The sequence below is a fragment of the Pseudomonas sp. R3-52-08 genome (genome assembly GCF_003851745.1).
Classification (GTDB): Bacteria; Pseudomonadota; Gammaproteobacteria; order Pseudomonadales; family Pseudomonadaceae; genus Aquipseudomonas.
Genome location: NZ_CP027730.1, coordinates 5,279,094 through 5,302,261, shown reverse-complemented (window position 1 = coordinate 5,302,261; position 23,168 = coordinate 5,279,094). Strand labels below are relative to the sequence as shown.

Sequence of the window (23,168 nt, the reverse complement as noted above, 5' to 3'; positions counted from 1 at the left end):
CTGAATCATCTTATTTTCTGAGTCGATAAGAGTAAGGTCGGAGGCGTCCCGAAAGGGCACCGATTCCGAGCGAACCTGAAGACCGTTTGAGGGCTTATCCATGCCAAGAAGACGCGTAGCAGCCAAGCGCGAAGTGCTTGACGATCCAAAATACGGAAGCCAAATTCTGGCCAAGTTCATGAACCACGTAATGGAAAGCGGCAAGAAAGCCGTTGCCGAGCGTATCGTTTATGGCGCGCTGGAAAAGGTTAAAGAACGCAAGAACAGCGACCCCCTGGAAATCTTCGAGAAAGCTCTCGACGCCATCGCTCCGCTGGTCGAAGTGAAGTCGCGCCGTGTAGGCGGTGCTACTTACCAGGTTCCGGTTGAAGTTCGTCCGTCCCGTCGTAACGCTCTGGCAATGCGCTGGTTGGTAGACTTCGCCCGTAAGCGCGGCGAGAAGTCTATGGCCCTGCGTTTGGCCGGCGAACTGTTGGACGCTGCTGAAGGTAAAGGTGCTGCTGTTAAGAAGCGTGAAGACGTGCACCGTATGGCTGAAGCTAACAAAGCTTTCTCGCACTACCGCTTCTAATTTTAGCTTCACTAATTTTGCGAGGGCTTTATGGCTCGTACTACTCCGATTAGCCGCTACCGTAATATCGGTATCGTCGCTCACGTGGATGCTGGTAAAACCACCACCACCGAGCGCGTACTGTTTTACACCGGCAAAAGTCACAAGATGGGCGAGGTGCATGACGGCGCCGCGACCACAGACTGGATGGTTCAGGAGCAGGAGCGTGGTATTACCATTACTTCTGCTGCTATTACCGCCTTCTGGAAAGGTTCCGAGAAGCAGTACAAAGACGAGCACCGCTTCAACGTAATCGATACCCCGGGTCACGTAGACTTCACCATTGAAGTTGAACGTTCCCTGCGCGTACTCGACGGCGCTGTCGTTGTGTTCTGTGGTACCTCGGGTGTTGAGCCACAGTCGGAAACCGTATGGCGTCAGGCCAACAAATACGGCGTTCCACGTCTTGTTTACGTAAACAAGATGGACCGTGCTGGTGCCAACTTCCTGCGCGTGATCGGTCAGATCAAGCAGCGTCTGGGTCACACTCCGGTGCCGATCCAGTTGGCTATCGGTTCCGAAGATAATTTCCAGGGCCAGATCGATCTGCTGACCATGGAAGCTGTCTACTGGAACGATGCCGACAAAGGTATGGTTCCTGTTCGCAAGCCTATCCCTGCTGAACTGCAGGAACTGGCTGACGAATGGCGCAACAACATGGTTGAAGCTGCGGCCGAAGCCAACGAAGAGCTGATGAACAAGTACCTCGAAGGTGAAGAGCTCACCAACGTGGAAATCAAGGCTGCTCTGCGTCAGCGTACTATCGCTGGTGAGATCGTCTTGGCTGTTTGTGGCTCCTCGTTCAAGAACAAGGGCGTTCCCCTGGTTCTCGATGCTGTGATCGACTACCTGCCGGCACCGGTTGATATTCCTGCCATCAAGGGTACCGACCCGGATGACGAGACTATCGAGCTGGAGCGTCATGCAGACGACGCAGAACCGTTTTCCGCTCTGGCATTTAAAATTGCCACTGACCCATTCGTGGGTACCTTGACCTTCGTCCGCGTTTACTCGGGCGTGTTGAACTCCGGCGACGGCGTAATCAACTCGGTTAAAGGCAAGAAAGAGCGCGTGGGTCGTATGGTGCAAATGCACGCAAACGCCCGCGAAGAGATCAAGGAAGTACGCGCTGGTGACATCGCGGCCTTGATCGGCATGAAGGACGTCACCACCGGTGAAACCTTGTGCAACGCTGACAAGCCAATCATCCTGGTTCGCATGGACTTCCCGGAGCCGGTTATTTCGGTTGCTGTTGAGCCTAAGACCAAGGATGACCAGGAAAAAATGGGTATCGCTCTGGGCAAGCTTGCTCAGGAAGATCCATCTTTCCGCGTCAAGACTGATGAAGAGACTGGTCAAACGATCATCTCGGGCATGGGCGAGCTTCACCTGGACATCCTGGTTGACCGGATGCGCCGTGAGTTCAACGTCGAAGCCAACATCGGTAAGCCTCAGGTTTCCTATCGTGAGCGCATCACGAAGAGCTGTGAAATCGAAGGCAAGTTCGTTCGTCAGTCCGGCGGTCGTGGTCAGTTCGGTCACTGCTGGATCCGTTTTGCTCCTGCTGACGAAGGTCAGGAAGGTCTGCAATTCGTGAACGAAGTAGTAGGTGGTGTTGTTCCTAAGGAATACATCCCTGCTATCCAGAAGGGTATCGAAGAGCAGATGAAGAACGGTGTTGTTGCCGGCTATCCGCTGATCGGCCTGAAAGCAACCGTTTTTGACGGTTCTTACCACGACGTCGACTCCAACGAGATGGCGTTTAAGGTGGCTGCCTCCATGGCAACCAAGCAACTGGCCCAGAAGGGCGGTGGTGAGTTGCTTGAGCCAATCATGGCGGTAGAAGTTGTTACACCTGAAGACTATATGGGTGATGTCATGGGCGACCTTAACCGTCGTCGCGGCATGATCTTGGGTATGGAAGACACGGTTTCCGGCAAAGTGATTCGCGCCGAGGTTCCGTTGGGTGAGATGTTCGGTTATGCGACCGACGTTCGCTCCATGTCTCAGGGTCGCGCAAGCTACTCTATGGAATTCAAAAAATACAACACAGCTCCGGCGCACATCGCTGAAACTGTATCCAAAAAACAAGGCTGATTCAGTCCTTTAGGCAAGGAGTTAATTGTCGTGGCTAAAGAAAAATTTGATCGTTCCCTACCGCACGTCAACGTTGGCACTATCGGTCACGTTGACCACGGTAAAACCACTCTGACTGCTGCTCTGACTCGCGTTTGCTCCGAAGTATTCGGTTCCGCAATCGTTGATTTCGATAAAATCGACAGCGCACCAGAAGAAAAAGCTCGTGGTATCACCATCAACACCGCGCACGTTGAATACAACTCGCTGATCCGTCACTACGCTCACGTTGACTGCCCAGGTCACGCTGACTATGTGAAGAACATGATCACCGGTGCTGCCCAGATGGACGGCGCAATCCTGGTTTGCTCGGCCGCTGATGGTCCGATGCCACAAACCCGTGAGCACATCCTGCTGTCCCGTCAGGTTGGCGTTCCGTACATCGTGGTTTACCTGAACAAGGCTGACCTGGTAGACGACGCTGAGCTGCTGGAACTGGTTGAGATGGAAGTGCGCGACCTGCTGAGCACTTACGACTTCCCAGGTGACGACACTCCGATCATCATCGGTTCTGCTCGTATGGCTCTGGAAGGCAAAGACGACAACGAAATGGGCACCACGTCCGTTCGTAAGCTCGTTGAGACTCTGGACAGCTACATCCCAGATCCAGTCCGTGTTATCGACAAGCCGTTCCTGATGCCAATCGAAGACGTATTCTCGATCTCCGGTCGCGGTACTGTTGTAACTGGTCGTATCGAGCGCGGTATCGTCAAGGTTCAAGATCCACTGGAAATCGTTGGTCTGCGTGACACTACCGTCACCACCTGCACCGGTGTTGAAATGTTCCGTAAACTGCTCGACGAAGGTCGTGCTGGCGAGAACTGCGGCGTTCTGCTGCGTGGTACCAAGCGTGACGACGTTGAGCGTGGCCAGGTTCTGGTCAAGCCAGGTTCGGTTAAGCCGCACACCAAGTTCGAAGCTGAAGTGTACGTGCTGAGCAAAGAAGAAGGCGGCCGTCACACTCCGTTCTTCAAAGGCTACCGTCCACAGTTCTACTTCCGTACTACTGACGTGACTGGTAACTGCGAACTGCCGGAAGGCGTAGAAATGGTAATGCCAGGCGACAACATCAAAATGGTTGTCACCCTGATCAAAACCATCGCTATGGAAGACGGTCTGCGTTTCGCAATCCGTGAAGGCGGCCGTACCGTTGGTGCTGGCGTTGTAGCTAAAATCATCGAGTAATTATCTCTTCTGAGATAGTTCTGATGTTTTGAAAAGGCCCCCGCTCAGCGGGGGCCTTTTTTATTGGGTTGACACCTATCAGGGCCGTCTATAGAATTGCGCCTCCTTTTAACGGGCGTATTGCGCTCGCTGGGAATAGCAGCCGGAGTCTGAAATCCAATGCAAAATCAGCAAATCCGTATCAGGTTGAAGGCTTTTGACCATCGCCTGATCGACCAATCCACCCAGGAAATCGTGGAAACCGCGAAACGTACTGGTGCACAAGTGCGTGGTCCAATTCCACTGCCTACCCGTAAAGAGCGGTTCACCGTTCTGGTCTCCCCGCACGTCAACAAAGACGCGCGTGACCAGTACGAGATCCGCACTCATAAGCGTGTACTGGACATCGTCCAGCCAACGGATAAAACCGTTGACGCACTTATGAAGCTTGATCTGGCGGCCGGTGTGGAAGTACAGATCAGCCTCGGCTAAGACTTGGGTCTTAGTCGTGTAACGCTCTGAAATGGGCGGCCATAGCGGGTGAAAGCCCCGTACACTCATGAGGTTTACAACATGACTATTGGTGTAGTCGGTCGTAAATGCGGTATGACCCGTATTTTCACCGAAGAAGGTGTCTCCATTCCGGTCACGGTCATTGAGATCGAGCCGAATCGCGTCACCCAGTTCAAAACTGAAGAAACCGATGGCTATCGTGCAGTGCAAGTCACTGTCGGCGAGCGTCGTGCTTCGCGCGTGACTGCTGCTCAAGCAGGTCACTTCGCTAAAGCAAACGTTGCAGCTGGTCGCACCGTCATGGAGTTCCGTCTTGAAGACGGCGACTACAAGGCTGGCGATCTGATCAACGCTGAAATCTTCGCCGCTGGTCAACTGGTTGATGTAACCGGTCAGTCCAAAGGTAAAGGCTTCCAGGGTACGATCAAGCGTTGGAATTTCCGTGGTCAAGACAACACTCACGGTAACTCCGTTTCCCACCGCGTCCCGGGCTCTATTGGCCAGTGCCAGACTCCTGGTCGTGTATTCAAGGGCAAAAAAATGTCCGGTCATATGGGCGCTGAGCGCGTGACCGTGCAGTCCCTCGAAGTAGTGCGCGTCGACGCTGAACGCAATCTGTTGTTGGTCAAGGGTGCTGTTCCTGGCGCTACTGGCGGCAACCTGGTTGTACGTCCAGCGGCCAAGGCTCGCGGTTAAGGGGAAGCTGACATGCAATTAAATGTAAATGACGCTCAAGCGATCGAAGTTTCCGAACTGACATTTGGCGGCGAATTCAACGAGACGCTGGTTCACCAAGCAGTCGTGGCCTACATGGCCGGCGGCCGTCAAGGTAGCAAGCAGCAAAAGACCCGTTCCGACGTACGTGGTGGCGGTAAGCGCCCTTGGCGTCAGAAAGGCACTGGCCGTGCTCGTGCCGGTACTATCCGTAGCCCAATCTGGCGTGGCGGTGGTACCACTTTCGCAGCTCGTCCACAGGATCACTCTCAGAAGCTCAACAAGAAGATGTACCGCGCAGCACTGCGCTCCATCCTTGCTGAACTCGTGCGTACTGATCGTCTGGTCGTGGTTCAGGACTTCGCTGTTGAAAGTCCAAAAACCAAAGAACTGCTGGGCAAACTGACCAACATGAGCCTGACCGATGTTTTGATCGTGTCTGAAGCTGTTGATCAGAACCTGTACCTGGCTGCTCGCAACCTGCCTCACGTTGATGTACGTGACGTGCAAGGTTCCGATCCAGTTAGTCTGATCGCATACGACAAGGTGTTGATCACCGTGTCGGCCGTGAAGAAATTCGAGGAGCTGCTGGGATGAACCAGGAACGCGTATTTAAAGTTCTGCTTGGCCCGCACGTTTCCGAAAAGGCTACGGTTCTGGCTGACAAGAAAGGCCAGTTCGTTTTCAAGGTTGCAACTGACGCAACCAAGCTGGAAATCAAGAAGGCCGTCGAAAGCCTGTTCAGCGTGAAAGTAGAGCGTGTTACTACCCTGAATGTTCTGGGTAAGAGCAAGCGCACTGCTCGCGGTCTGGGCAAGCGTAATGACTGGAAGAAGGCGGTTATCTCCCTTCAGCCAGGCCAAGATCTCGATTTCAGCAGCAGTGCTGAGTAAGGAAGGGGTGCATCATGGCAATCGTTAAATGCAAACCGACTTCCCCTGGCCGCCGTTTTGTGGTCAAGGTGGTCAACCAGGAGCTGCATAAAGGCGCTCCTCACGCACCGCTGCTCGAGAAGAAATCGAAGACTGGTGGTCGTAACAACAATGGTCGTATTACCACTCGTCACATCGGTGGTGGCCATAAGCAGCATTATCGTCTGGTCGATTTCCGTCGCAACGACAAAGATGGCATCTCCGCCACTGTCGAGCGTATTGAATACGATCCAAACCGTACTGCTCACATCGCTCTGCTGCTGTACGCAGATGGCGAGCGTCGCTACATCATCGCCCCTAAAGGCGTGAGTGCTGGTGACCAGCTGATCGCAGGTGCCTTGGCACCGATCAAGCCGGGCAACGCTCTGCAACTGCGCAACATTCCAGTTGGTAGCACCGTACACGGCATCGAATTGAAGCCAGGTAAAGGCGCGCAAATCGCTCGTTCCGCTGGTGCTTCGGCTCAGCTGATCGCTCGTGAAGGTGTCTACGTGACCCTGCGTCTGCGTTCTGGTGAGATGCGTAAAGTACTGGCTGAATGCCGTGCGACCCTGGGCGAAGTCTCGAACTCCGAGCACAGCCTGCGTTCGCTGGGTAAAGCTGGTGCCAAACGCTGGCGTGGCGTTCGCCCAACCGTTCGTGGTGTTGCCATGAACCCGGTTGACCACCCACACGGTGGTGGTGAAGGTCGTACCTCTGGTGGTCGTCATCCGGTATCGCCATGGGGCTTCCCGACTAAGGGCGCGAAGACTCGTGGTAATAAGCGTACCGACAAAATGATCGTCCGTCGTCGCAAGTAAATAGAGGGATACGACAGTGCCACGTTCTCTGAAAAAAGGTCCTTTTATTGATCTTCACCTACTGAAGAAGATCGAAGTGGCGGCGGAAAAGAACGATCGCAAACCAGTTAAAACCTGGTCGCGTCGTTCGATGATCCTGCCACAAATGGTCGGTTTGACCATCGCAGTACACAACGGTCGTCAACACGTCCCAGTTCTCGTTAACGAAGACATGGTCGGCCACAAACTGGGCGAGTTTGCCGGTACCCGCACTTATCGTGGGCACGTGGCAGACAAGAAAGCCAAGCGTTAAGGGGTTAGGAAATGGAAGTAGCCGCTAAGTTGTCGGGCGCTCGAATCTCCGCCCAGAAAGCCCGCTTGGTCGCCGACCAGATCCGCGGGAAGAAGGTGGGCGAAGCGCTCAACCTGTTGGCTTTCAGCAGTAAGAAAGCCGCCGAGATCATGAAGAAAGTGCTGGAGTCGGCCGTAGCCAACGCCGAGCATAACGAAGGCGCAGACGTTGATGACCTGAAGGTCAGCACCGTTTTCGTCAACGAAGGGCGTTCGCTGAAGCGCATCATGCCACGTGCCAAAGGCCGTGCTGATCGCATCGTCAAGCGGTCTTGCCATATCACTGTCAAGGTTGCTGACAAGTAACGGAGTCGAAGAGATGGGTCAGAAAGTACATCCCATTGGCATTCGCCTGGGAATCGTCAAGGAACACACCTCCGTCTGGTATGCAGACGGCCGGACTTATGCGGACTATTTGTTCGCTGATCTGAAGGTGCGTGAGTATCTCCAAGACAAACTAAAAAGCGCGTCCGTAAGCCGTATCGATATCCATCGCCCGGCGCAAACCGCACGTATCACCATCCACACCGCTCGTCCAGGTATCGTTATCGGGAAGAAAGGTGAAGATGTTGAGAAACTGCGTCAGGACCTGACCAAGCAAATGGGTGTGCCTGTGCACATCAATATCGAAGAGATCCGCAAGCCGGAGCTCGACGGTATGCTGGTTGCGCAGAGCGTAGCTCAGCAGCTGGAGCGTCGTGTCATGTTCCGTCGCGCTATGAAGCGCGCTGTACAGAACGCCATGCGCATTGGTGCCAAAGGCATCAAAATCCAAGTGAGCGGTCGTCTCGGCGGTGCTGAAATCGCACGTACTGAATGGTATCGCGAAGGTCGTGTGCCATTGCACACCCTGCGTGCCGACATCGACTATGCCAACTACGAAGCTCACACCACTTACGGTGTGATCGGTGTAAAGGTTTGGATCTTCAAAGGCGAAGTAATTGGTGGTCGCCAAGAAGAACTGAAACCACAAGCACCAGCGCCTCGTAAAAAAGCTGCTAAGTAAGGGGTACGCCAAATGTTGCAACCAAAGCGTACGAAGTTCCGCAAGCAGATGACAGGCCACAACCGTGGTCTGGCTCAGCGCGGTAGCAAAGTCAGCTTCGGCGAGTTCGCGCTGAAGTCTGTAGCTCGTGGTCGTCTCACCGCTCGTCAGATCGAGTCAGCGCGTCGTGCTCTGACCCGTCACGTAAAACGTGGCGGCAAGATCTGGATCCGTGTATTCCCGGACAAGCCGATCTCCAAAAAACCTCTCGAGGTTCGGATGGGTAAAGGTAAGGGTAACGTGGAATACTGGGTCGCCCAGATTCAGCCAGGCAAAGTCCTGTATGAAATCGAGGGTGTAACTGAAGAGCTGGCGCGTGAGGCTTTTGCCCTGGCTGCTGCAAAGCTGCCGCTCGCCACCGCCTTTGTTAAACGGACGGTGATGTGATGAAAGCGAATGAACTTCGTGAAAAATCCGCACAGCAGCTGAACGAGCAACTGCTCGGCCTGCTGCGCGACCAGTTCAATCTGCGTATGCAGAAAGCAACTGGCCAGTTGGGGCAGTCTCATCTGCTCTCGCAAGTTAAGCGCGACATCGCTCGCGTGAAGACTGTGCTCAACCAGCAGGCAGGTAAGTGATCATGGCTGAAGCCGAAAAGACTGTCCGTACGCTGACTGGCCGTGTTGTCAGCGACAAGATGGACAAAACCATCACCGTTTTGATCGAGCGTCGCGTTAAGCACCCGATCTACGGTAAATATGTTAAGCGTTCGACTAAGCTGCACGCGCACGACGAAACCAATCAGTGCCACATCGGCGACAAAGTCACTATTCGTGAAACTCGTCCGCTGGCCAAGACCAAGTCTTGGGCATTGGTTGATGTTCTCGAACGCGCTGTGGAAGTCTAAGGACTAGGGGTCGGAGAAATTATATGATTCAGACTCAATCCATGCTCGATGTGGCCGATAACAGCGGCGCTCGCCGCGTTATGTGCATCAAGGTGCTGGGTGGCTCCCATCGTCGTTACGCTGGTATCGGTGACATCATCAAGGTTACCGTCAAGGAAGCAATTCCTCGCGGTAAAGTGAAAAAAGGCCAAGTGATGACTGCTGTTGTAGTCCGCACTCGTCACGGCGTACGTCGTGCTGATGGCTCCATTATCCGCTTTGATGGCAACGCTGCTGTTCTTCTGAACAACAAGCAAGAGCCTATCGGCACCCGTATCTTTGGGCCAGTGACCCGTGAACTTCGTACTGAGAAGTTCATGAAGATCGTCTCGCTCGCCCCAGAAGTGCTGTAAGGAGATCCGACATGCAAAAGATTCGTCGTGACGACGAGATCATCGTGATCGCCGGCAAAGACAAAGGTAAGCGCGGTAAGGTGCTTAAGGTTCTCGCTAATAACCGTCTGGTTATCGGCGGTCTGAACCTGGTCAAGCGTCATACCAAGCCTAACCCGATGTCGGGCGTGCAGGGCGGTATCGTCGAAAAAGAAGCTCCGCTGGACGCTTCTAACGTCGCCATTTTCAACGGCGAAACCAACAAGGCTGACCGCGTTGGTTTCAAAGTAGAAGATGGCAAGAAAATTCGTGTCTTCAAGTCGACCCAAAAAGCGGTTGATGCTTGAACACTGCTAGGTAGAAGACCATGGCACGACTAAAAGAGATTTACTGGAAAGAAATCGCACCGAAACTTAAGGAAGAACTTAAGCTTTCGAACGTGATGGAAGTTCCACGCGTTACCAAAATCACCCTGAACATGGGTTTGGGCGAAGCGGTCGGTGACAAAAAAGTCATCGAGCACGCTGTTGCTGACCTGGAAAAGATCACCGGTCAAAAAGTCGTTGTGACTTACGCTCGGAAATCCATCGCGGGCTTTAAAGTCCGCGAAGGCTGGCCGATCGGCGTCAAAGTGACTCTGCGCCGTGAGCGTATGTACGAATTCCTGGATCGTCTGCTGTCGATCTCCCTGCCTCGGGTTCGCGACTTCCGCGGCCTGAATGCCAAGTCCTTCGATGGTCGTGGTAACTACAGCATGGGCGTGAAAGAGCAGATCATCTTCCCGGAAATCGACTACGACAAGATCGATGCTCTCCGCGGTCTGGACATCACCCTGACCACCACTGCCAAGAACGATGATGAAGGTCGCGCCCTGTTGCGTGCTTTCAAATTCCCGTTCCGCAACTGATTGGAGTAGGACCATGGCCAAGATGAGCATGAAAAACCGCGAGCTGAAACGTCAGCTCACGGTTGCCAAGTACGCCAAGAAGCGTGCAGCACTGAAAGCAATCATCGTTGATCTGAACGCAAGTCCAGAAGCGCGTTGGGAAGCTACAGTTGCTCTGCAGAAGCAGCCACGTGACGCAAGCGCCTCGCGCATGCGTAACCGCTGCCGCCTGACCGGTCGTCCACACGGCGTTTACCGCAAGTTCGGCCTCGGCCGTAACAAACTGCGTGAAGCGGCAATGCGTGGTGACGTACCAGGTCTGGTTAAAGCCAGCTGGTAAGTACTTTCAGCGTCAAGGTGGTTGGTATCGCAAGATACTGACCGCCGGTGACCTTGAATCTGGAACAAGCCCCTTTTGGGGCTTGTTTCATTTCCGGACTGTGTCTAAAATACGCGGCTCGCCTGAGCCCGTGTTTTTTACGCTCGGAGATTCTCGGCGACATATGTAGCCGCAAGGCTAATTTTTTGTGTATTAGGAGCGTCTAGCCCATGAGTATGCAGGACCCGTTAGCGGACATGCTAACTCGTATCCGTAATGCCCAGATGGCTGAAAAGTCCGTCGTAAGCATGCCATCTTCCAAGTTGAAGGTAGCTGTTGCCAAAGTCCTGAAAGACGAAGGCTACATTGCGGGTTATCAGATCAGCAGCGAAATCAAGCCGTTGCTGTCCATCGAGCTGAAGTACTTCGAAGGCCGTTCGGTCATCGAGGAAGTGAAGCGCGTTAGCCGTCCAGGCCTGCGTCAGTACAAGTCCGCTGAAGATCTGCCGAAAGTTCGTGGCGGTCTGGGCGTGTCTATCGTCTCCACCAACAAAGGTGTGATGACGGATCGTGCTGCGCGCGCTGCCGGTGTCGGCGGCGAAGTTCTTTGCACTGTGTTCTAAGGGGGGATAAGCATGTCTCGCGTCGCTAAGAACCCCGTTAAGCTGCCAGCCGGTGTCGAAGTCAAATTCGCAGGCCAACAGCTTTCGGTGAAGGGTGCCAAGGGCACTCTTGAACTGAACATCCATTCGTCCGTTGAGATCGTTGAAGAAGCTGGTGAGCTGCGTTTCGCTGCTCGCAATGGCGATCAACAAACTCGCGCAATGGCCGGTACCACGCGTGCGTTGGTAAACAATATGGTCCAAGGCGTAAGCCAAGGCTTCGAGCGTAAGCTCCAGCTGGTCGGTGTTGGTTACAAAGCGCAAGCAAAAGGCACGGTTCTGAACCTTGCCCTTGGCTTCTCGCACCCAGTGGATTACGAACTGCCGGAAGGCATCACCGCTGAGACCCCTAGCCAAACCGATATCCTGATCAAGGGCATCGATAAGCAGCTGGTAGGTCAGGTGGCCGCTGAGATCCGCGACTTCCGTCCACCAGAGCCGTACAAAGGCAAAGGTGTGCGCTACGCGGACGAAGTCGTCCGTCGTAAAGAAGCCAAGAAGAAGTAGGGCATAGCAAATGACCGACAAAAAAGTTACTCGACTGCGTCGCGCTCGCAAAGCACGCCTGAAAATGCACGAACTCGAAGTCGTGCGTCTCTGCGTGTACCGCTCGTCGCAGCATATCTACGCCCAGGTCATCTCGGCCGACGGCAACAAAGTCCTGGCAAGCGCCTCGACTTTGGATAAAGAACTGCGTGATGGTGCCACCGGCAACATCGACGCGGCCACAAAGGTTGGCCAGCTGGTCGCTACACGTGCTAAGGCCGTGGGCGTCTCGCAAGTGGCTTTCGACCGCTCTGGCTTCAAGTACCACGGCCGCGTTAAAGCGCTGGCTGATGCTGCTCGTGAAGCTGGGCTGGAGTTCTAAGTTATGTCAAATAACGACCAAAAGCGCGACGAAGGCTACATTGAGAAGCTGGTTCAAGTTAACCGCGTAGCCAAAACCGTTAAAGGCGGCCGTATCTTCACTTTCACCGCGTTGACCGTGGTTGGTGATGGTAAAGGGCGTGTTGGCTTCGGCCGTGGCAAGTCACGTGAAGTGCCTGCCGCGATCCAGAAGGCAATGGAAGCTGCTCGTCGCAACATGATCCAAGTTGATCTGAACGGCACCACTCTGCAGTACGCAATGAAGTCTGCCCATGGCGCCTCGAAGGTGTACATGCAGCCTGCTTCTGAAGGTACCGGTATCATCGCTGGCGGCGCTATGCGTGCTGTCCTCGAAGTTGCTGGTGTTCAGAACGTTCTGGCCAAGTGCTACGGCTCGACTAACCCGGTAAACGTGGTTCACGCCACTTTCAAGGGTTTGAAAGCTATGCAATCTCCTGAGTCCATTGCTGCCAAGCGCGGCTTGACTGTCAAGGAGATCTTCTGATCATGGCTACCGTTAAAGTAACGCTGATCAAAAGCATGACCGGCCGCATCCCTAACCACAAATTGTGCGTTAAAGGTCTGGGTCTGCGTCGCATCGGTCACACTGTAGAAGTCCAGGATACTCCCGAGAATCGCGGGATGATCAACAAGGCTTACTACATGCTGCGTGTAGAGGGTTAATCGATGAAACTCAATGATCTGAGTCCAGCGCCGGGTTCCCGTCGCGAAAAGCATCGTCCGGGCCGTGGTATCGGTAGCGGTTTGGGTAAGACTGGTGGCCGTGGCCACAAAGGTCAAACCTCCCGCTCCGGTGGCACCATTGCTCCAGGCTTTGAAGGTGGTCAACAGCCGCTGCATCGTCGCCTGCCTAAGTTCGGTTTCGTATCCCTGAAAGCCATGGACCGCGCAGAAGTGCGTCTGTCCGAGCTGGCTAAAGTGGAAGGCGACATCGTTACTGTGCAGACCCTGAAAGATGCCAACGTGATCAACGTCAACGTACAGCGTGTGAAAATCATGCTGTCCGGTGAAGTGACTCGCGCTGTCACTATCGGCAAGGGAATCGGCGCCACCAAAGGTGCGCGTTCGGCTATCGAAGCAGCTGGCGGCAAGTTCGAGGAATAAATGGCTAAGCAAGGTGCTCTCTCAGCGCTCGGCAAAGGCGGTATGTCTGAACTTTGGGCTCGTCTGCGTTTTCTGTTCCTGGCGATTATCGTCTACCGAATAGGCGCACACATCCCGGTTCCAGGTATCAACCCGGACCGACTCGCAGACCTGTTTCGACAGAATGAGGGGACCATTCTTAGCTTGTTCAACATGTTTTCCGGCGGCGCGCTGGAACGGATGAGCATCTTTGCACTGGGGATCATGCCGTACATTTCGGCGTCGATCATCATGCAGCTGATGACCGCCGTCAGCCCGCAGTTGGAGCAGTTGAAGAAGGAAGGTGAAGCTGGCCGTCGCAAGATTAGCCAGTACACCCGCTACGGCACTGTCGTCCTCGCTCTGGTTCAAGCTATCGGCATGTCCGTTGGCCTGGCTGGGCAGGGCGTTGCGTTCACTGGTGACTTTGGCTTCCATTTCGTCGCGGTATCCACTTTTGTGGCTGGTGCGATGTTCATGATGTGGCTGGGTGAGCAGATTACTGAGCGTGGTGTTGGCAACGGTATCTCGATGTTGATTTTCGCAGGTATCGTCGCCGGTCTTCCGAGAGCAATCGGGCAGTCTTTCGAGTCTGCGCGTCAGGGTGATATCAATATCTTCGCCTTGGTTGCCATCGGTTTGCTGGCAGTAGCGATTATCGGTTTTGTGGTGTTCATTGAGCGTGGCCAGCGTCGTATTGCTGTTCACTACGCCAAGCGTCAGCAGGGCCGTAAGGTCTTTGCTGCGCAGACTAGCCACTTGCCGCTGAAGGTGAATATGGCCGGCGTTATTCCGGCAATTTTCGCGAGCAGCATCTTGCTGTTTCCGGCTTCGTTGGGTACCTGGTTTGGTCAGTCCGAAAATATGGGCTGGCTGCAGGACCTCTCTCAGTCGATCGCTCCTGGTCAGCCGTTGAATATTCTGCTGTTTAGTGCAGGGATTATTTTCTTCTGCTTCTTCTATACGGCGTTGATGTTCAATCCGAAAGACGTAGCGGAAAACCTGAAGAAGTCCGGTGCCTTTATTCCGGGTATTCGTCCAGGTGAGCAGTCTGCGCGCTACATTGATGGCGTTCTGACTCGTTTGACCCTGTTCGGTGCTCTATATATGACGGCCGTGTGTCTGCTTCCCCAGTTCCTGGTGGTTGCAGCAAACGTTCCGTTCTACCTTGGCGGGACCTCGTTGCTGATCGTGGTCGTGGTTGTGATGGACTTCATGTCCCAAGTACAATCGCACCTCGTTTCGCACCAGTACGAATCCCTGATGAAGAAAGCCAACCTGAAGGGCTACGGCAGCGGCATGTTGCGCTGAGTACCCCATAAGGTTCGAGGAGTTGGTGATGAAAGTTCGTGCATCGGTGAAAAAGCTGTGCCGTAACTGCAAGATTATTCGCCGCGAAGGTGTTGTTCGAGTAATTTGCAGCGCGGAACCGCGTCACAAACAGCGCCAAGGCTGAGTGTGATCCGCTTGAAGCCCGGCAGCTAGTGCGCTGCCGGGTTGATTATTTGTTATTACAGCGATATTATCTCGCGCCCTATTTCTTGGCTTCCGGGGCGTAGGTAGCTGTCAATTGGAGTCCCACTGAATGGCCCGTATTGCAGGCGTTAACATTCCAGATAACAAGCACACTGTTATCTCGCTGACCTACATCTATGGTGTTGGTCGCACTACTGCGCAGAAAATTTGCGCAGATACTGGGGTAAACCCAGCCGCAAAGATCAAAGATCTGAGCGACGAGCAGATTGAGCTGTTGCGTGGCGAAGTGGCGAAGTTCACCACTGAAGGTGACCTGCGTCGCGAAATCAACATGAAAATCAAGCGTTTGATGGACCTCGGTTGCTACCGTGGTCTGCGTCATCGTCGTGGTCTTCCAGTACGCGGTCAGCGTACCAAGACTAACGCGCGTACCCGTAAAGGTCCGCGTAAGCCGATCCGCAAGTAATCGCCCACGCGAATCGACAGGAAAATTATCATGGCAAAACCTGCTGCTCGTCCTCGTAAAAAAGTTAAAAAGACAGTGGTTGATGGCATCGCCCACATCCATGCATCTTTTAACAACACAATCGTGACCATCACCGACCGTCAAGGTAACGCGCTTTCTTGGGCTACCTCCGGTGGTTCGGGTTTCCGCGGTTCCCGCAAGTCCACCCCGTTCGCTGCTCAAGTAGCTGCTGAACGTGCTGGCCAAGCTGCGCTGGAATACGGCCTGAAAAACCTCGACGTTAACGTCAAAGGTCCAGGTCCAGGTCGTGAGTCTGCTGTCCGTGCTTTGAACGGCTGTGGCTATAAGATCGCCAGCATCACCGACGTGACGCCAATCCCGCACAACGGGTGCCGTCCGCCGAAGAAGCGCCGCGTGTAATCCAGGAGATTGTAAAGAATGGCTCGTTACATTGGTCCAAAATGCAAACTCGCTCGTCGCGAAGGCACCGATCTCTTCTTGAAGAGCGGCGTGCGCGCGATCGAATCGAAGTGCAACATTGAAGCAGCACCTGGTATCCACGGCCAACGCCGCGGTCGCCAGTCCGATTACGGCACCCAACTGCGTGAAAAGCAGAAGGTCCGTCGTATTTACGGCGTTCTCGAGCGTCAGTTCAGCGGCTACTACAAAGAAGCTGCTGGCAAAAAAGGTGCAACCGGTGAAAACCTGCTGCAACTGCTCGAATGCCGTCTGGACAACGTTGTATACCGTATGGGCTTTGGTTCGACTCGTGCCGAATCCCGTCAGCTGGTATCGCACAAGTCGATCAGCGTTAACGGTCAGACCGTAAACGTTCCGTCCTACCAGGTTCGTGCTGGTGACGTGGTCGCAGTTCGCGAGAAAGCAAAAAACCAACTTCGCATTGTCCAAGCTCTCGATCTGTGTGCCCAACGTGGCCGCGTAGAATGGGTAGAAGTAGACACTGAGAAGAAGTCGGGCGTTTTCAAGAACGTTCCTGCTCGCAGTGATCTGTCCGCCGACATCAACGAAAGCCTGATTGTCGAGCTCTACTCCAAGTAAGGGCTAGAAAATAGGTGCATCCATGCAGATTTCGGTAAATGAGTTCCTGACACCCCGCCACATTGATGTGCAGGTTGTCAGTCCAACCCGCGCTAAAATTACGCTCGAGCCTCTCGAGCGTGGTTTTGGCCACACCCTGGGCAACGCGCTGCGCCGCATCCTGTTGTCCTCAATGCCCGGCTGTGCAGTAGTCGAGGCCGAGATTGACGGTGTGCTCCACGAGTACAGCGCCATCGAAGGTGTACAGGAAGACGTAATTGAAATCCTGTTGAACCTTAAAGGTCTGGCTATCAAGCTGCACGGCCGTGACGAAGTTACGCTGACCTTGTCGAAGAAGGGTTCGGGGGTGGTTACCGCTGCCGATATTCAGCTGGATCATGATGTCGAGATCGTTAACCCCGATCACGTAATCGCTAACCTGGCGTCTAACGGCGCCCTGAACATGAAGCTCACCGTAGCTCGTGGTCGTGGTTATGAACCGGCCGACTCGCGTCAGAGCGATGAAGACGAAAGCCGCAGCATTGGTCGCTTGCAGCTTGACTCTTCGTTCAGCCCGGTTCGCCGTATCGCATACGTGGTGGAAAACGCCCGTGTCGAGCAGCGTACTAACCTGGACAAGCTGGTTATTGATCTGGAAACCAACGGTACCCTGGATCCTGAAGAGGCTATCCGCCGCGCTGCAACCATTCTGCAACAGCAGTTGGCTGCGTTCGTCGACCTCAAAGGTGACAGCGAACCAGTGGTAATCGAGCAGGAAGACGAGATCGATCCGATCCTGCTTCGCCCGGTTGACGATCTGGAACTGACTGTACGTTCGGCTAACTGCCTTAAGGCGGAAAACATTTACTACATCGGTGATCTGATTCAGCGTACCGAAGTAGAACTGTTGAAGACTCCGAACCTGGGCAAGAAATCCTTGACTGAAATCAAGGACGTTCTGGCCTCCCGCGGTCTGTCCCTCGGCATGCGCCTCGACAACTGGCCGCCTGCAAGTCTTAAGAAGGACGACAAGGCGACTGCCTGATCGTCGTAATCACCGAACGTGAGTTTGGTAAGGAATGAACCATGCGTCATCGTAAAAGTGGTCGTCACCTGAGCCGTACCAGCTCGCACCGCAAGGCCATGTTCCAAAACATGGCGGTGTCGCTGTTCGAGCACGAGCTGATCAAAACTACACTGCCGAAAGCTAAAGAACTGCGTCGCGTTGCTGAGCCGCTGATCACTTTGGCCAAGACAGACAGCCTGGCTAACCGCCGTCTGGCTTTCGACCGTACTCGTTCGAAAGCTATCGTTGGTAAGCTCTTCAACGACCTGGGCAAGCGTTACGCTACCCGTGAGGGTGGCTACCTGCGCATCCTCAAGTGCGGTTTCCGCACTGGCGACAACGCGCCTATGGCGTACGTCGAGTTGGTTGATCGTGCTACTGCCGGCGAAGCTGTAAGCGCCGAGTAAGACGTCAGTCTGTAACGAAGAACCGGGCCTAGCGCCCGGTTTTTTGTGCGCGTAACAAAAGCGCGCTATGTACAAGTTTCTCAGTGGAGCAGCGGGCACCATGTGTGCTGCCTTGGCTGGTAGTAATTTTCTATTGAAGTCCGCAATTTAATAAATTTGTGGGTGTCATGCTGTTGATCAATACTCCTTCCAAGCCGATTAGCCGGCAGTTTCAAGTCCGACCTGAGGAAGATTGCGCATGAGCCAGAATAAAATCCTTACCACCGCCAGCGGTGCTCCCGTTGCGGATAATCAGAATTCCCGTTCCGCTGGCCCCCGTGGCCCACTGCTGCTCGACGACTTTCACCTGATCGAGAAGCTCGCTCACTTCAACCGTGAAAATATTCCGGAGCGCCGTGTACACGCCAAAGGTTCGGGCGCCTACGGTACGTTCACCGTTACCCAAGACATTACTCAATACACCAGCGCCAAGCTGTTCGAGTCAGTAGGTAAGCAAACGCCGACCTTCCTGCGGTTCTCCACTGTGGGTGGCGAGCGCGGTTCGGCTGACACTGAACGCGACCCACGCGGTTTCGCCTTGAAGTTTTACACCGAGGAAGGCAACTGGGACATCGTTGGCAACAACACGCCGGTGTTCTTCATCCGCGACCCGCTGAAATTCCCCGATTTCATCCATACCCAAAAGCGCTTGCCGCAAAGCAACCTGAAAAGCGCGCAGATGATGTGGGATTTCTGGTCGCACTCCCCAGAGGCATTGCACCAGGTCACCATCCTGTTCTCGGATCGTGGCATCCCGGACGGCTACCGCCACATGCACGGCTTCGGCAGTCACACCTACAGCCTTATTAACGCCAAGGGCGAGCGCCACTGGGTGAAGTGGCACTACAAGACTAAGCAAGGCATCAAGAACCTGGCACCGGCTGAAGCTGCGCGCCTGGCGGGTACCGATCCAGACTACGCCCAGCGCGATCTGTTCGGCGCAATCGAGCGCGGTGACTTCCCGAAATGGCGCGTCTGCATCCAGGTCATGACCGAGGCCCAGGCCAATGCTCATTACGAGAACCCGTTCGATGTAACCAAGACCTGGTCGCAGAAGGAGTTCCCCCTGATCGAGGTGGGTGAGCTGGAACTCAACCGCAACCCGCAGAACTATTTCGCTGAAGTGGAACAAGCCGCGTTCGGCCCAAGCAACATGGTTCCGGGCGTTGGCCTGTCGCCAGACCGTATGCTGCAAGGTCGCGTCTTTGCCTATGCAGATGCTCATCGGTACCGCGTTGGCACCAATCACCAGCAGCTGCCGGTGAACGCCCCACGTAACCCCGTCAATAGCTATCAGCGTGACGGCTCGATGGCCTTTGGCAGCAACGGTGGCGCAACGCCCAACTACGAGCCAAACAGCTACGCCGATGCGCCAAAGCAGGCGCCACACTACGCGGAGCCTGCACTGGCCTTGAGCGGCGCAGCAGATCGTTACGATCATCGCGAAGATACCGATTACTACAGCCACGCCGGCGCGCTGTTCCGCTTGATGAGCGACGAGCAGAAAGCGCTGCTTACCAGCAACATCGCCGGTGCGATGGGCGGCGTTTCCAGCGATGTGGTCCAGCGCCAGCTGCAGCATTTCTATAAGGCGGACCCCGCTTATGGAGAAGCAATCGCAAAGGCACTGGGTGTATCGCTTAACTGACTCTAAACGATAAGCAGAACCGCCCTTATTTGGGCGGTTTTTGCGTTATTTCAGCTACTTTTCTCCGGAAATCTTCGCTTTTCTGCCGTTGATCCCGTGACCTTCAAGTCATCATGGTTCAAACTACAGGCTTTCAAGCAGGGAGATGTAGGGCGATGCAAGGTCACCCCGACGTAATCGATTACCTCAACACGTTGCTGACGGGCGAACTGGCAGCTCGTGACCAATATTTCATCCATTCGCGCATGTACGAAGACTGGGGCTTTACCGAGCTCTACGAACGTATCAATCACGAGATGGAAGAAGAGGCGCAGCACGCTGACGCACTGATGCGCCGTATCCTCATGCTCGAAGGTACGCCACGTATGCGCCCCGACGACTTGGATGTGGGCACCACGGTGCCTGACATGCTCGCAGCCGATCTTCGCCTTGAGTACAAGGTGCGTGCCGCGCTCTGCAAGGGCATCGAGCTCTGCGAGCAGCACAACGACTATGTCACTCGTGAAATCCTGCGAGTGCAGTTGAATGACACCGAAGAAGATCACACCTACTGGCTGGAAAAGCAGTTGGGTCTGATCAAGCTGATCGGCCTGGAAAATTACCTGCAATCGCAGTTCTGATTCCGGCTGCAAAAAGCCCCTGCCACCGATGCGGTGATAGGGGCTTTTTATTGGGCCCGATAAATCAGGCCCGGTCACGCTCCAACAACGGCTTCAGGTAGTAGCCAGTATGGGACTGTGACATTTCGGCGACTTGCTCCGGTGTACCGACCGCAATGATCTGGCCGCCCTTGGAACCGCCTTCCGGTCCAAGGTCTACCAGCCAGTCGGCCGTCTTGATCACGTCCAGGTTGTGCTCGATCACTACCACGGTATTGCCGTGATCACGCAAGCGGTGCAGCACGTCCAGCAGTTGCTGAATATCGGCAAAGTGCAGGCCCGTGGTGGGTTCATCAAGGATATACAGGGTTTTGCCCGTATCTCGTTTGGACAACTCACGCGACAACTTCACCCGCTGCGCTTCACCACCCGATAGCGTGGTCGCAGACTGCCCCAGCTTGATATAAGACAGGCCAACATCCATCAACGTCTGCAGCTTGCGCGCCAGCGCCGGAACCGCATCGAAGAACACCCGGGCTTCCTCGATGGTCATCTCCAGGGTTTCGTGGATGTTCTTGCCCTTATATTTGATTTCCAGGGTTTCGCGGTTATAGCGTTTGCTCTTGCACACGTCGCACGGCACGTAGATATCCGGCAGAAAGTGCATCTCTACCTTGATCAAGCCGTCGCCTTGGCAGGCTTCACAGCGACCGCCCTTGACGTTGAACGAGAAGCGGCCCGGCCCATAACCCCGCGAGCGGGATTCCGGAACGCCGGCAAACAGCTCGCGAATCGGCGTGAACAGCCCGGTATACGTCGCTGGGTTGGAGCGCGGCGTACGGCCAATCGGGCTCTGGTCGATATCGACCACTTTGTCCAGATGCTCCAGGCCCTTGATGCTGTCATGGGCCGCCGCTTCCAGGGTAGTGGCGCCGTTCAGGGCGGTGGCACTCAATGGGAACAGCGTGTTGTTGATCAGCGTCGACTTGCCCGAACCGGAAACACCGGTCACACAGGTCAGTAGGCCCAGGGGTATTTCCAGGTCCACATTGCGCAGGTTGTTGCCACGGGCGCCCTTGAGGTGCAAGGCCATCTTCCTGTTGCGCGGGGTACGTTTGGACGGCACTTGAATTTTGACCCGGCCAGACAGGTATTTACCGGTCAGGGAGTCCGGGTGAGCCATCACTTCGGCGGGTGTGCCTTCGGCGACAATATGCCCGCCATGTATGCCAGCCCCCGGGCCGATATCGACGACGTAATCCGCCAGGCGAATAGCGTCCTCATCGTGCTCGACCACAATCACCGTGTTGCCGATATCCCGCAGGTGTTTCAGCGTACCCAGCAGGCGATCATTGTCACGTTGGTGCAAGCCAATCGACGGCTCGTCGAGGATGTACAACACGCCCACCAGCCCCGCGCCGATCTGGCTGGCCAGGCGAATCCGCTGCGCCTCGCCCCCCGATAAGGTATCGGCACTGCGATCCAGCGACAGATAGTCCAGGCCAACGTTGACGAGAAACTGCAGGCGCTCGCGAATTTCCTTGAGGATCTTGTCGGCAATCTCCCCACGGCGGCCGGTCAGCTTGAGCACGCCAAAGTATTCACAGGCATCGCCGATTGGCAGGTTGGTCACCGCCGGCAATGTCTTCTCGCCAACCCACACATGCCGCGCTTCACGGCGCAGGCGAGTGCCGCGGCAATCAGGGCAAGGCTGGGTGCTGAGGAATTTCGCCAGTTCTTCACGTACGCTCGCCGACTCGGTCTCGCGATAGCGACGTTCCAGGTTTGGCACAATGCCTTCGAACGGGTGCGAACGTTTAACGATATCGCCCCGGTCGTTCAGGTATTTGAAGTCGACATTCTGCGAACCACTGCCATTGAGGATGACCTTCTGCTGGTCAGCCGGCAATTGGTTGAACGGCACCTCCAGGCTGAACTTATAGTGGGACGCCAACGACCCCAGCATCTGGAAGTAATAGACGTTGCGCCTGTCCCAGCCGCGTATCGCCCCCTCGGCCAAGGTCAGTTCGCCATTGACCAGGCGCTTGATGTCGAAGAACTGCTTAACGCCCAGGCCATCGCAGGTCGGACAGGCGCCGGCCGGGTTGTTGAAGGAAAACAGCTTGGGTTCCAGCTCGCTGATGGCGTGGCCGCAGATCGGGCAGGCAAAGCGCGCAGAGAAGATGACCTCTTCGCCCGGCTCGTCGTCCATCGGTGCCACCAGGGCAATACCGTCTGCCAGCTTCAATGCGGTCTCGAACGACTCCGCCAGGCGCTGCTGCAGATCGGCACGTACCTTGAAGCGGTCGACTACCACGTCAATGGAGTGCTTCTTCTGCTTGTCGAGCTTCGGCGCTTCATCCAGCTCATAGAGCTTGCCGTTGATGCGGGCGCGCACGAAACCTTGCGCCCGCAGCTCTTCAAAAACCGACAGGTGCTCACCCTTGCGCTCGCGGATGACGGGCGCCAGCAGCATCAGCTTGGCACCTTCCGGCTGGGCCAGCACCAGGTCGACCATCTGGCTGACGGTCTGGGCTTCCAGCGGAATATCGTGGTCCGGGCAGCGGGGAATACCCACCCGTGCATACAGCAGGCGCAGGTAATCGTAGATTTCGGTAATGGTGCCCACGGTGGAGCGCGGGTTATGGGACGTCGACTTCTGTTCGATGGAAATGGCCGGCGACAAACCTTCGATGGTGTCGACGTCGGGCTTTTCCATCATTGACAGGAACTGCCGGGCATAGGCCGACAGCGATTCCACATAGCGCCGCTGGCCTTCGGCGTAAAGCGTGTCGAACGCCAGGGACGATTTGCCCGAGCCGGACAGGCCGGTGATAACGATCAATTTGTCCCGGGGCAGGGTCAGGTCGATGTTCTTCAGGTTGTGGGTTCTAGCCCCACGAATCAGGATCTTGTCCAAGATGGCCTCGCACGGCGGGCGTAAATAATGCCGGAGTATACGGCTAAAGACTGGATGAATATACACTGTCAAAAGGCCGCTTGCAGCCTTACATGAAAGCTGCGCGGCAAAGCGCCGCATATACCCCCTCAATCGATGGGACTGGTAGAATCGCCGCCGGTTCACACGAG

At 55.1% G+C, this 23,168-nt stretch carries 34 protein-coding genes; 33 read left to right on the top strand and 1 reads right to left on the bottom strand.

What is annotated here, in order from left to right; all coding sequences use genetic code 11:
- Nucleotides 1–100 precede the first annotated feature (100 nt).
- From rpsG to bfr, 33 genes are all read left to right on the top strand, one after another.
- Nucleotides 101–571, top strand: coding sequence for a 30S ribosomal protein S7 (gene rpsG / locus C4J91_RS24500; RefSeq protein ID WP_002555493.1), 471 nt, complete (start codon nucleotides 101–103; stop codon nucleotides 569–571).
- Between the two features lie 30 nt (nucleotides 572–601).
- Entirely contained in the window at nucleotides 602–2,707 is a 2,106-nt protein-coding gene (gene fusA, locus C4J91_RS24495) for an elongation factor G (protein WP_124364614.1), read from the top strand.
- 30 nt (nucleotides 2,708–2,737) lie between these two features.
- Nucleotides 2,738–3,931 (top strand): elongation factor Tu, encoded by a 1,194-nt coding sequence (gene tuf / locus C4J91_RS24490; RefSeq protein WP_003176426.1) that lies wholly within the window; start codon nucleotides 2,738–2,740, stop codon nucleotides 3,929–3,931.
- A gap of 159 nt (nucleotides 3,932–4,090) precedes the next feature.
- On the top strand, nucleotides 4,091–4,402 hold the full coding sequence (gene rpsJ / locus C4J91_RS24485) for a 30S ribosomal protein S10 (RefSeq protein WP_003186070.1): 312 nt from the start codon (nucleotides 4,091–4,093) through the stop codon (nucleotides 4,400–4,402).
- An 81-nt stretch (nucleotides 4,403–4,483) separates the two neighbouring features.
- Entirely contained in the window at nucleotides 4,484–5,119 is a 636-nt protein-coding gene (gene rplC, locus C4J91_RS24480; RefSeq protein WP_003176425.1) for a 50S ribosomal protein L3, read from the top strand.
- Nucleotides 5,120–5,131: 12 nt separating this feature from the next.
- Entirely contained in the window at nucleotides 5,132–5,734 is a 603-nt protein-coding gene (gene rplD / locus C4J91_RS24475; protein WP_057014518.1) for a 50S ribosomal protein L4, read from the top strand.
- On the top strand, nucleotides 5,731–6,030 hold the full coding sequence (gene rplW, locus C4J91_RS24470; RefSeq protein WP_002555488.1) for a 50S ribosomal protein L23: 300 nt from the start codon (nucleotides 5,731–5,733) through the stop codon (nucleotides 6,028–6,030). Before rplD ends, rplW begins: the two co-directional genes overlap by 4 nt.
- Before the next feature lie 14 nt (nucleotides 6,031–6,044).
- Complete coding sequence (gene rplB / locus C4J91_RS24465) at nucleotides 6,045–6,869, top strand: 50S ribosomal protein L2 (RefSeq protein WP_003176423.1); 825 nt, start codon at nucleotides 6,045–6,047, stop codon at nucleotides 6,867–6,869.
- Between the two features lie 16 nt (nucleotides 6,870–6,885).
- Nucleotides 6,886–7,161, top strand: coding sequence for a 30S ribosomal protein S19 (rpsS, locus tag C4J91_RS24460; RefSeq protein WP_002555486.1), 276 nt, complete (start codon nucleotides 6,886–6,888; stop codon nucleotides 7,159–7,161).
- 11 nt (nucleotides 7,162–7,172) lie between these two features.
- Entirely contained in the window at nucleotides 7,173–7,505 is a 333-nt protein-coding gene (gene rplV, locus C4J91_RS24455) for a 50S ribosomal protein L22 (RefSeq protein ID WP_003103908.1), read from the top strand.
- 13 nt (nucleotides 7,506–7,518) lie between these two features.
- Nucleotides 7,519–8,205 (top strand): 30S ribosomal protein S3, encoded by a 687-nt coding sequence (gene rpsC / locus C4J91_RS24450; RefSeq protein WP_003176422.1) that lies wholly within the window; start codon nucleotides 7,519–7,521, stop codon nucleotides 8,203–8,205.
- Nucleotides 8,206–8,217: 12 nt separating this feature from the next.
- Complete coding sequence (rplP, locus tag C4J91_RS24445; protein ID WP_003232424.1) at nucleotides 8,218–8,631, top strand: 50S ribosomal protein L16; 414 nt, start codon at nucleotides 8,218–8,220, stop codon at nucleotides 8,629–8,631.
- Nucleotides 8,631–8,822 (top strand): 50S ribosomal protein L29, encoded by a 192-nt coding sequence (gene rpmC / locus C4J91_RS24440; RefSeq protein ID WP_002555481.1) that lies wholly within the window; start codon nucleotides 8,631–8,633, stop codon nucleotides 8,820–8,822. Before rplP ends, rpmC begins: the two co-directional genes overlap by 1 nt.
- Nucleotides 8,823–8,824: 2 nt before the next feature.
- Nucleotides 8,825–9,091, top strand: coding sequence for a 30S ribosomal protein S17 (gene rpsQ / locus C4J91_RS24435; RefSeq protein WP_003176419.1), 267 nt, complete (start codon nucleotides 8,825–8,827; stop codon nucleotides 9,089–9,091).
- A 23-nt stretch (nucleotides 9,092–9,114) separates the two neighbouring features.
- Nucleotides 9,115–9,483: a 50S ribosomal protein L14 gene (gene rplN / locus C4J91_RS24430; protein ID WP_002555479.1), complete on the top strand. Its 369-nt coding sequence runs from the start codon at nucleotides 9,115–9,117 to the stop codon at nucleotides 9,481–9,483.
- An 11-nt stretch (nucleotides 9,484–9,494) separates the two neighbouring features.
- Entirely contained in the window at nucleotides 9,495–9,809 is a 315-nt protein-coding gene (gene rplX / locus C4J91_RS24425) for a 50S ribosomal protein L24 (RefSeq protein WP_003176416.1), read from the top strand.
- Nucleotides 9,810–9,829: 20 nt separating this feature from the next.
- Nucleotides 9,830–10,369 (top strand): 50S ribosomal protein L5, encoded by a 540-nt coding sequence (rplE, locus tag C4J91_RS24420; protein WP_003176415.1) that lies wholly within the window; start codon nucleotides 9,830–9,832, stop codon nucleotides 10,367–10,369.
- 13 nt (nucleotides 10,370–10,382) lie between these two features.
- Nucleotides 10,383–10,688 (top strand): 30S ribosomal protein S14, encoded by a 306-nt coding sequence (gene rpsN, locus C4J91_RS24415; protein ID WP_003176414.1) that lies wholly within the window; start codon nucleotides 10,383–10,385, stop codon nucleotides 10,686–10,688.
- Between the two features lie 209 nt (nucleotides 10,689–10,897).
- Entirely contained in the window at nucleotides 10,898–11,290 is a 393-nt protein-coding gene (gene rpsH / locus C4J91_RS24410) for a 30S ribosomal protein S8 (RefSeq protein WP_003176413.1), read from the top strand.
- A gap of 12 nt (nucleotides 11,291–11,302) precedes the next feature.
- Complete coding sequence (gene rplF, locus C4J91_RS24405; RefSeq protein ID WP_003176412.1) at nucleotides 11,303–11,836, top strand: 50S ribosomal protein L6; 534 nt, start codon at nucleotides 11,303–11,305, stop codon at nucleotides 11,834–11,836.
- Between the two features lie 10 nt (nucleotides 11,837–11,846).
- Nucleotides 11,847–12,197, top strand: coding sequence for a 50S ribosomal protein L18 (gene rplR / locus C4J91_RS24400; RefSeq protein WP_017135964.1), 351 nt, complete (start codon nucleotides 11,847–11,849; stop codon nucleotides 12,195–12,197).
- Nucleotides 12,198–12,200: 3 nt separating this feature from the next.
- Entirely contained in the window at nucleotides 12,201–12,701 is a 501-nt protein-coding gene (gene rpsE, locus C4J91_RS24395; protein ID WP_003176409.1) for a 30S ribosomal protein S5, read from the top strand.
- 2 nt (nucleotides 12,702–12,703) lie between these two features.
- The gene (rpmD, locus tag C4J91_RS24390) at nucleotides 12,704–12,880 is read left to right on the top strand and encodes a 50S ribosomal protein L30 (RefSeq protein WP_003176408.1); all 177 of its coding nucleotides are present in this window, start codon (nucleotides 12,704–12,706) and stop codon (nucleotides 12,878–12,880) included.
- A gap of 3 nt (nucleotides 12,881–12,883) precedes the next feature.
- Complete coding sequence (rplO, locus tag C4J91_RS24385; protein ID WP_003176407.1) at nucleotides 12,884–13,321, top strand: 50S ribosomal protein L15; 438 nt, start codon at nucleotides 12,884–12,886, stop codon at nucleotides 13,319–13,321.
- A complete protein-coding gene (gene secY / locus C4J91_RS24380) occupies nucleotides 13,322–14,650 on the top strand; it encodes a preprotein translocase subunit SecY (RefSeq protein ID WP_003194637.1) in 1,329 nt (442 codons plus the stop codon). It abuts the gene before it with no gap.
- 28 nt (nucleotides 14,651–14,678) lie between these two features.
- Nucleotides 14,679–14,795, top strand: a complete 117-nt coding sequence (rpmJ, locus tag C4J91_RS24375) for a 50S ribosomal protein L36 (RefSeq protein WP_002555468.1) — start codon at nucleotides 14,679–14,681, stop codon at nucleotides 14,793–14,795.
- A 129-nt stretch (nucleotides 14,796–14,924) separates the two neighbouring features.
- Entirely contained in the window at nucleotides 14,925–15,281 is a 357-nt protein-coding gene (rpsM, locus tag C4J91_RS24370) for a 30S ribosomal protein S13 (protein ID WP_003210063.1), read from the top strand.
- Nucleotides 15,282–15,311: 30 nt separating this feature from the next.
- Nucleotides 15,312–15,701, top strand: a complete 390-nt coding sequence (gene rpsK, locus C4J91_RS24365; RefSeq protein ID WP_002555466.1) for a 30S ribosomal protein S11 — start codon at nucleotides 15,312–15,314, stop codon at nucleotides 15,699–15,701.
- 18 nt (nucleotides 15,702–15,719) lie between these two features.
- On the top strand, nucleotides 15,720–16,340 hold the full coding sequence (gene rpsD, locus C4J91_RS24360) for a 30S ribosomal protein S4 (protein WP_003176404.1): 621 nt from the start codon (nucleotides 15,720–15,722) through the stop codon (nucleotides 16,338–16,340).
- 22 nt (nucleotides 16,341–16,362) lie between these two features.
- Nucleotides 16,363–17,364: a DNA-directed RNA polymerase subunit alpha gene (rpoA, locus tag C4J91_RS24355; RefSeq protein WP_003176403.1), complete on the top strand. Its 1,002-nt coding sequence runs from the start codon at nucleotides 16,363–16,365 to the stop codon at nucleotides 17,362–17,364.
- Nucleotides 17,365–17,405: 41 nt separating this feature from the next.
- On the top strand, nucleotides 17,406–17,792 hold the full coding sequence (gene rplQ / locus C4J91_RS24350) for a 50S ribosomal protein L17 (RefSeq protein ID WP_007918448.1): 387 nt from the start codon (nucleotides 17,406–17,408) through the stop codon (nucleotides 17,790–17,792).
- 238 nt (nucleotides 17,793–18,030) lie between these two features.
- On the top strand, nucleotides 18,031–19,479 hold the full coding sequence (locus tag C4J91_RS24345) for a catalase (RefSeq protein WP_124364613.1): 1,449 nt from the start codon (nucleotides 18,031–18,033) through the stop codon (nucleotides 19,477–19,479).
- 155 nt (nucleotides 19,480–19,634) lie between these two features.
- Nucleotides 19,635–20,099: a bacterioferritin gene (bfr, locus tag C4J91_RS24340; protein ID WP_003176400.1), complete on the top strand. Its 465-nt coding sequence runs from the start codon at nucleotides 19,635–19,637 to the stop codon at nucleotides 20,097–20,099.
- A gap of 64 nt (nucleotides 20,100–20,163) precedes the next feature.
- Here the strand turns inward: bfr and uvrA are convergent, their stop codons facing one another.
- Nucleotides 20,164–22,998 (bottom strand): excinuclease ABC subunit UvrA, encoded by a 2,835-nt coding sequence (gene uvrA, locus C4J91_RS24335; RefSeq protein ID WP_124364612.1) that lies wholly within the window; start codon nucleotides 22,996–22,998, stop codon nucleotides 20,164–20,166.
- Between the last annotated feature and the right edge of the window lie 170 nt (nucleotides 22,999–23,168).

Bases quoted from the DNA above. Each gene is read 5' to 3' on its own strand.
- rpsC (WP_003176422.1), top strand. From the start codon at position 7,519: ATGGGTCAGAAAGTACATCCCATTGGCATTCGCCTGGGAATCGTCAAG.
- rpmC (WP_002555481.1), top strand. From the start codon at position 8,631: ATGAAAGCGAATGAACTTCGTGAAAAATCCGCACAGCAGCTGAACGAG.
- rplE (WP_003176415.1), top strand. From the start codon at position 9,830: ATGGCACGACTAAAAGAGATTTACTGGAAAGAAATCGCACCGAAACTT.
- secY (WP_003194637.1), top strand. From the start codon at position 13,322: ATGGCTAAGCAAGGTGCTCTCTCAGCGCTCGGCAAAGGCGGTATGTCT.
- rplC (WP_003176425.1), top strand. From the start codon at position 4,484: ATGACTATTGGTGTAGTCGGTCGTAAATGCGGTATGACCCGTATTTTC.
- rpsN (WP_003176414.1), top strand. From the start codon at position 10,383: ATGGCCAAGATGAGCATGAAAAACCGCGAGCTGAAACGTCAGCTCACG.
- rpsE (WP_003176409.1), top strand. From the start codon at position 12,201: ATGTCAAATAACGACCAAAAGCGCGACGAAGGCTACATTGAGAAGCTG.
- rpsH (WP_003176413.1), top strand. From the start codon at position 10,898: ATGAGTATGCAGGACCCGTTAGCGGACATGCTAACTCGTATCCGTAAT.
- rplN (WP_002555479.1), top strand. From the start codon at position 9,115: ATGATTCAGACTCAATCCATGCTCGATGTGGCCGATAACAGCGGCGCT.
- rpsG (WP_002555493.1), top strand. From the start codon at position 101: ATGCCAAGAAGACGCGTAGCAGCCAAGCGCGAAGTGCTTGACGATCCA.
- rpmJ (WP_002555468.1), top strand. From the start codon at position 14,679: ATGAAAGTTCGTGCATCGGTGAAAAAGCTGTGCCGTAACTGCAAGATT.
- fusA (WP_124364614.1), top strand. From the start codon at position 602: ATGGCTCGTACTACTCCGATTAGCCGCTACCGTAATATCGGTATCGTC.
- rpsJ (WP_003186070.1), top strand. From the start codon at position 4,091: ATGCAAAATCAGCAAATCCGTATCAGGTTGAAGGCTTTTGACCATCGC.
- rplD (WP_057014518.1), top strand. From the start codon at position 5,132: ATGCAATTAAATGTAAATGACGCTCAAGCGATCGAAGTTTCCGAACTG.
- rpsM (WP_003210063.1), top strand. From the start codon at position 14,925: ATGGCCCGTATTGCAGGCGTTAACATTCCAGATAACAAGCACACTGTT.
- rplO (WP_003176407.1), top strand. From the start codon at position 12,884: ATGAAACTCAATGATCTGAGTCCAGCGCCGGGTTCCCGTCGCGAAAAG.
- rplW (WP_002555488.1), top strand. From the start codon at position 5,731: ATGAACCAGGAACGCGTATTTAAAGTTCTGCTTGGCCCGCACGTTTCC.
- rplV (WP_003103908.1), top strand. From the start codon at position 7,173: ATGGAAGTAGCCGCTAAGTTGTCGGGCGCTCGAATCTCCGCCCAGAAA.
- rplQ (WP_007918448.1), top strand. From the start codon at position 17,406: ATGCGTCATCGTAAAAGTGGTCGTCACCTGAGCCGTACCAGCTCGCAC.
- bfr (WP_003176400.1), top strand. From the start codon at position 19,635: ATGCAAGGTCACCCCGACGTAATCGATTACCTCAACACGTTGCTGACG.
- rplR (WP_017135964.1), top strand. From the start codon at position 11,847: ATGACCGACAAAAAAGTTACTCGACTGCGTCGCGCTCGCAAAGCACGC.
- rpoA (WP_003176403.1), top strand. From the start codon at position 16,363: ATGCAGATTTCGGTAAATGAGTTCCTGACACCCCGCCACATTGATGTG.
- rplF (WP_003176412.1), top strand. From the start codon at position 11,303: ATGTCTCGCGTCGCTAAGAACCCCGTTAAGCTGCCAGCCGGTGTCGAA.
- rpsK (WP_002555466.1), top strand. From the start codon at position 15,312: ATGGCAAAACCTGCTGCTCGTCCTCGTAAAAAAGTTAAAAAGACAGTG.
- rpsQ (WP_003176419.1), top strand. From the start codon at position 8,825: ATGGCTGAAGCCGAAAAGACTGTCCGTACGCTGACTGGCCGTGTTGTC.
- rpsD (WP_003176404.1), top strand. From the start codon at position 15,720: ATGGCTCGTTACATTGGTCCAAAATGCAAACTCGCTCGTCGCGAAGGC.
- rplP (WP_003232424.1), top strand. From the start codon at position 8,218: ATGTTGCAACCAAAGCGTACGAAGTTCCGCAAGCAGATGACAGGCCAC.
- rplX (WP_003176416.1), top strand. From the start codon at position 9,495: ATGCAAAAGATTCGTCGTGACGACGAGATCATCGTGATCGCCGGCAAA.
- C4J91_RS24345 (WP_124364613.1), top strand. From the start codon at position 18,031: ATGAGCCAGAATAAAATCCTTACCACCGCCAGCGGTGCTCCCGTTGCG.
- rplB (WP_003176423.1), top strand. From the start codon at position 6,045: ATGGCAATCGTTAAATGCAAACCGACTTCCCCTGGCCGCCGTTTTGTG.
- rpmD (WP_003176408.1), top strand. From the start codon at position 12,704: ATGGCTACCGTTAAAGTAACGCTGATCAAAAGCATGACCGGCCGCATC.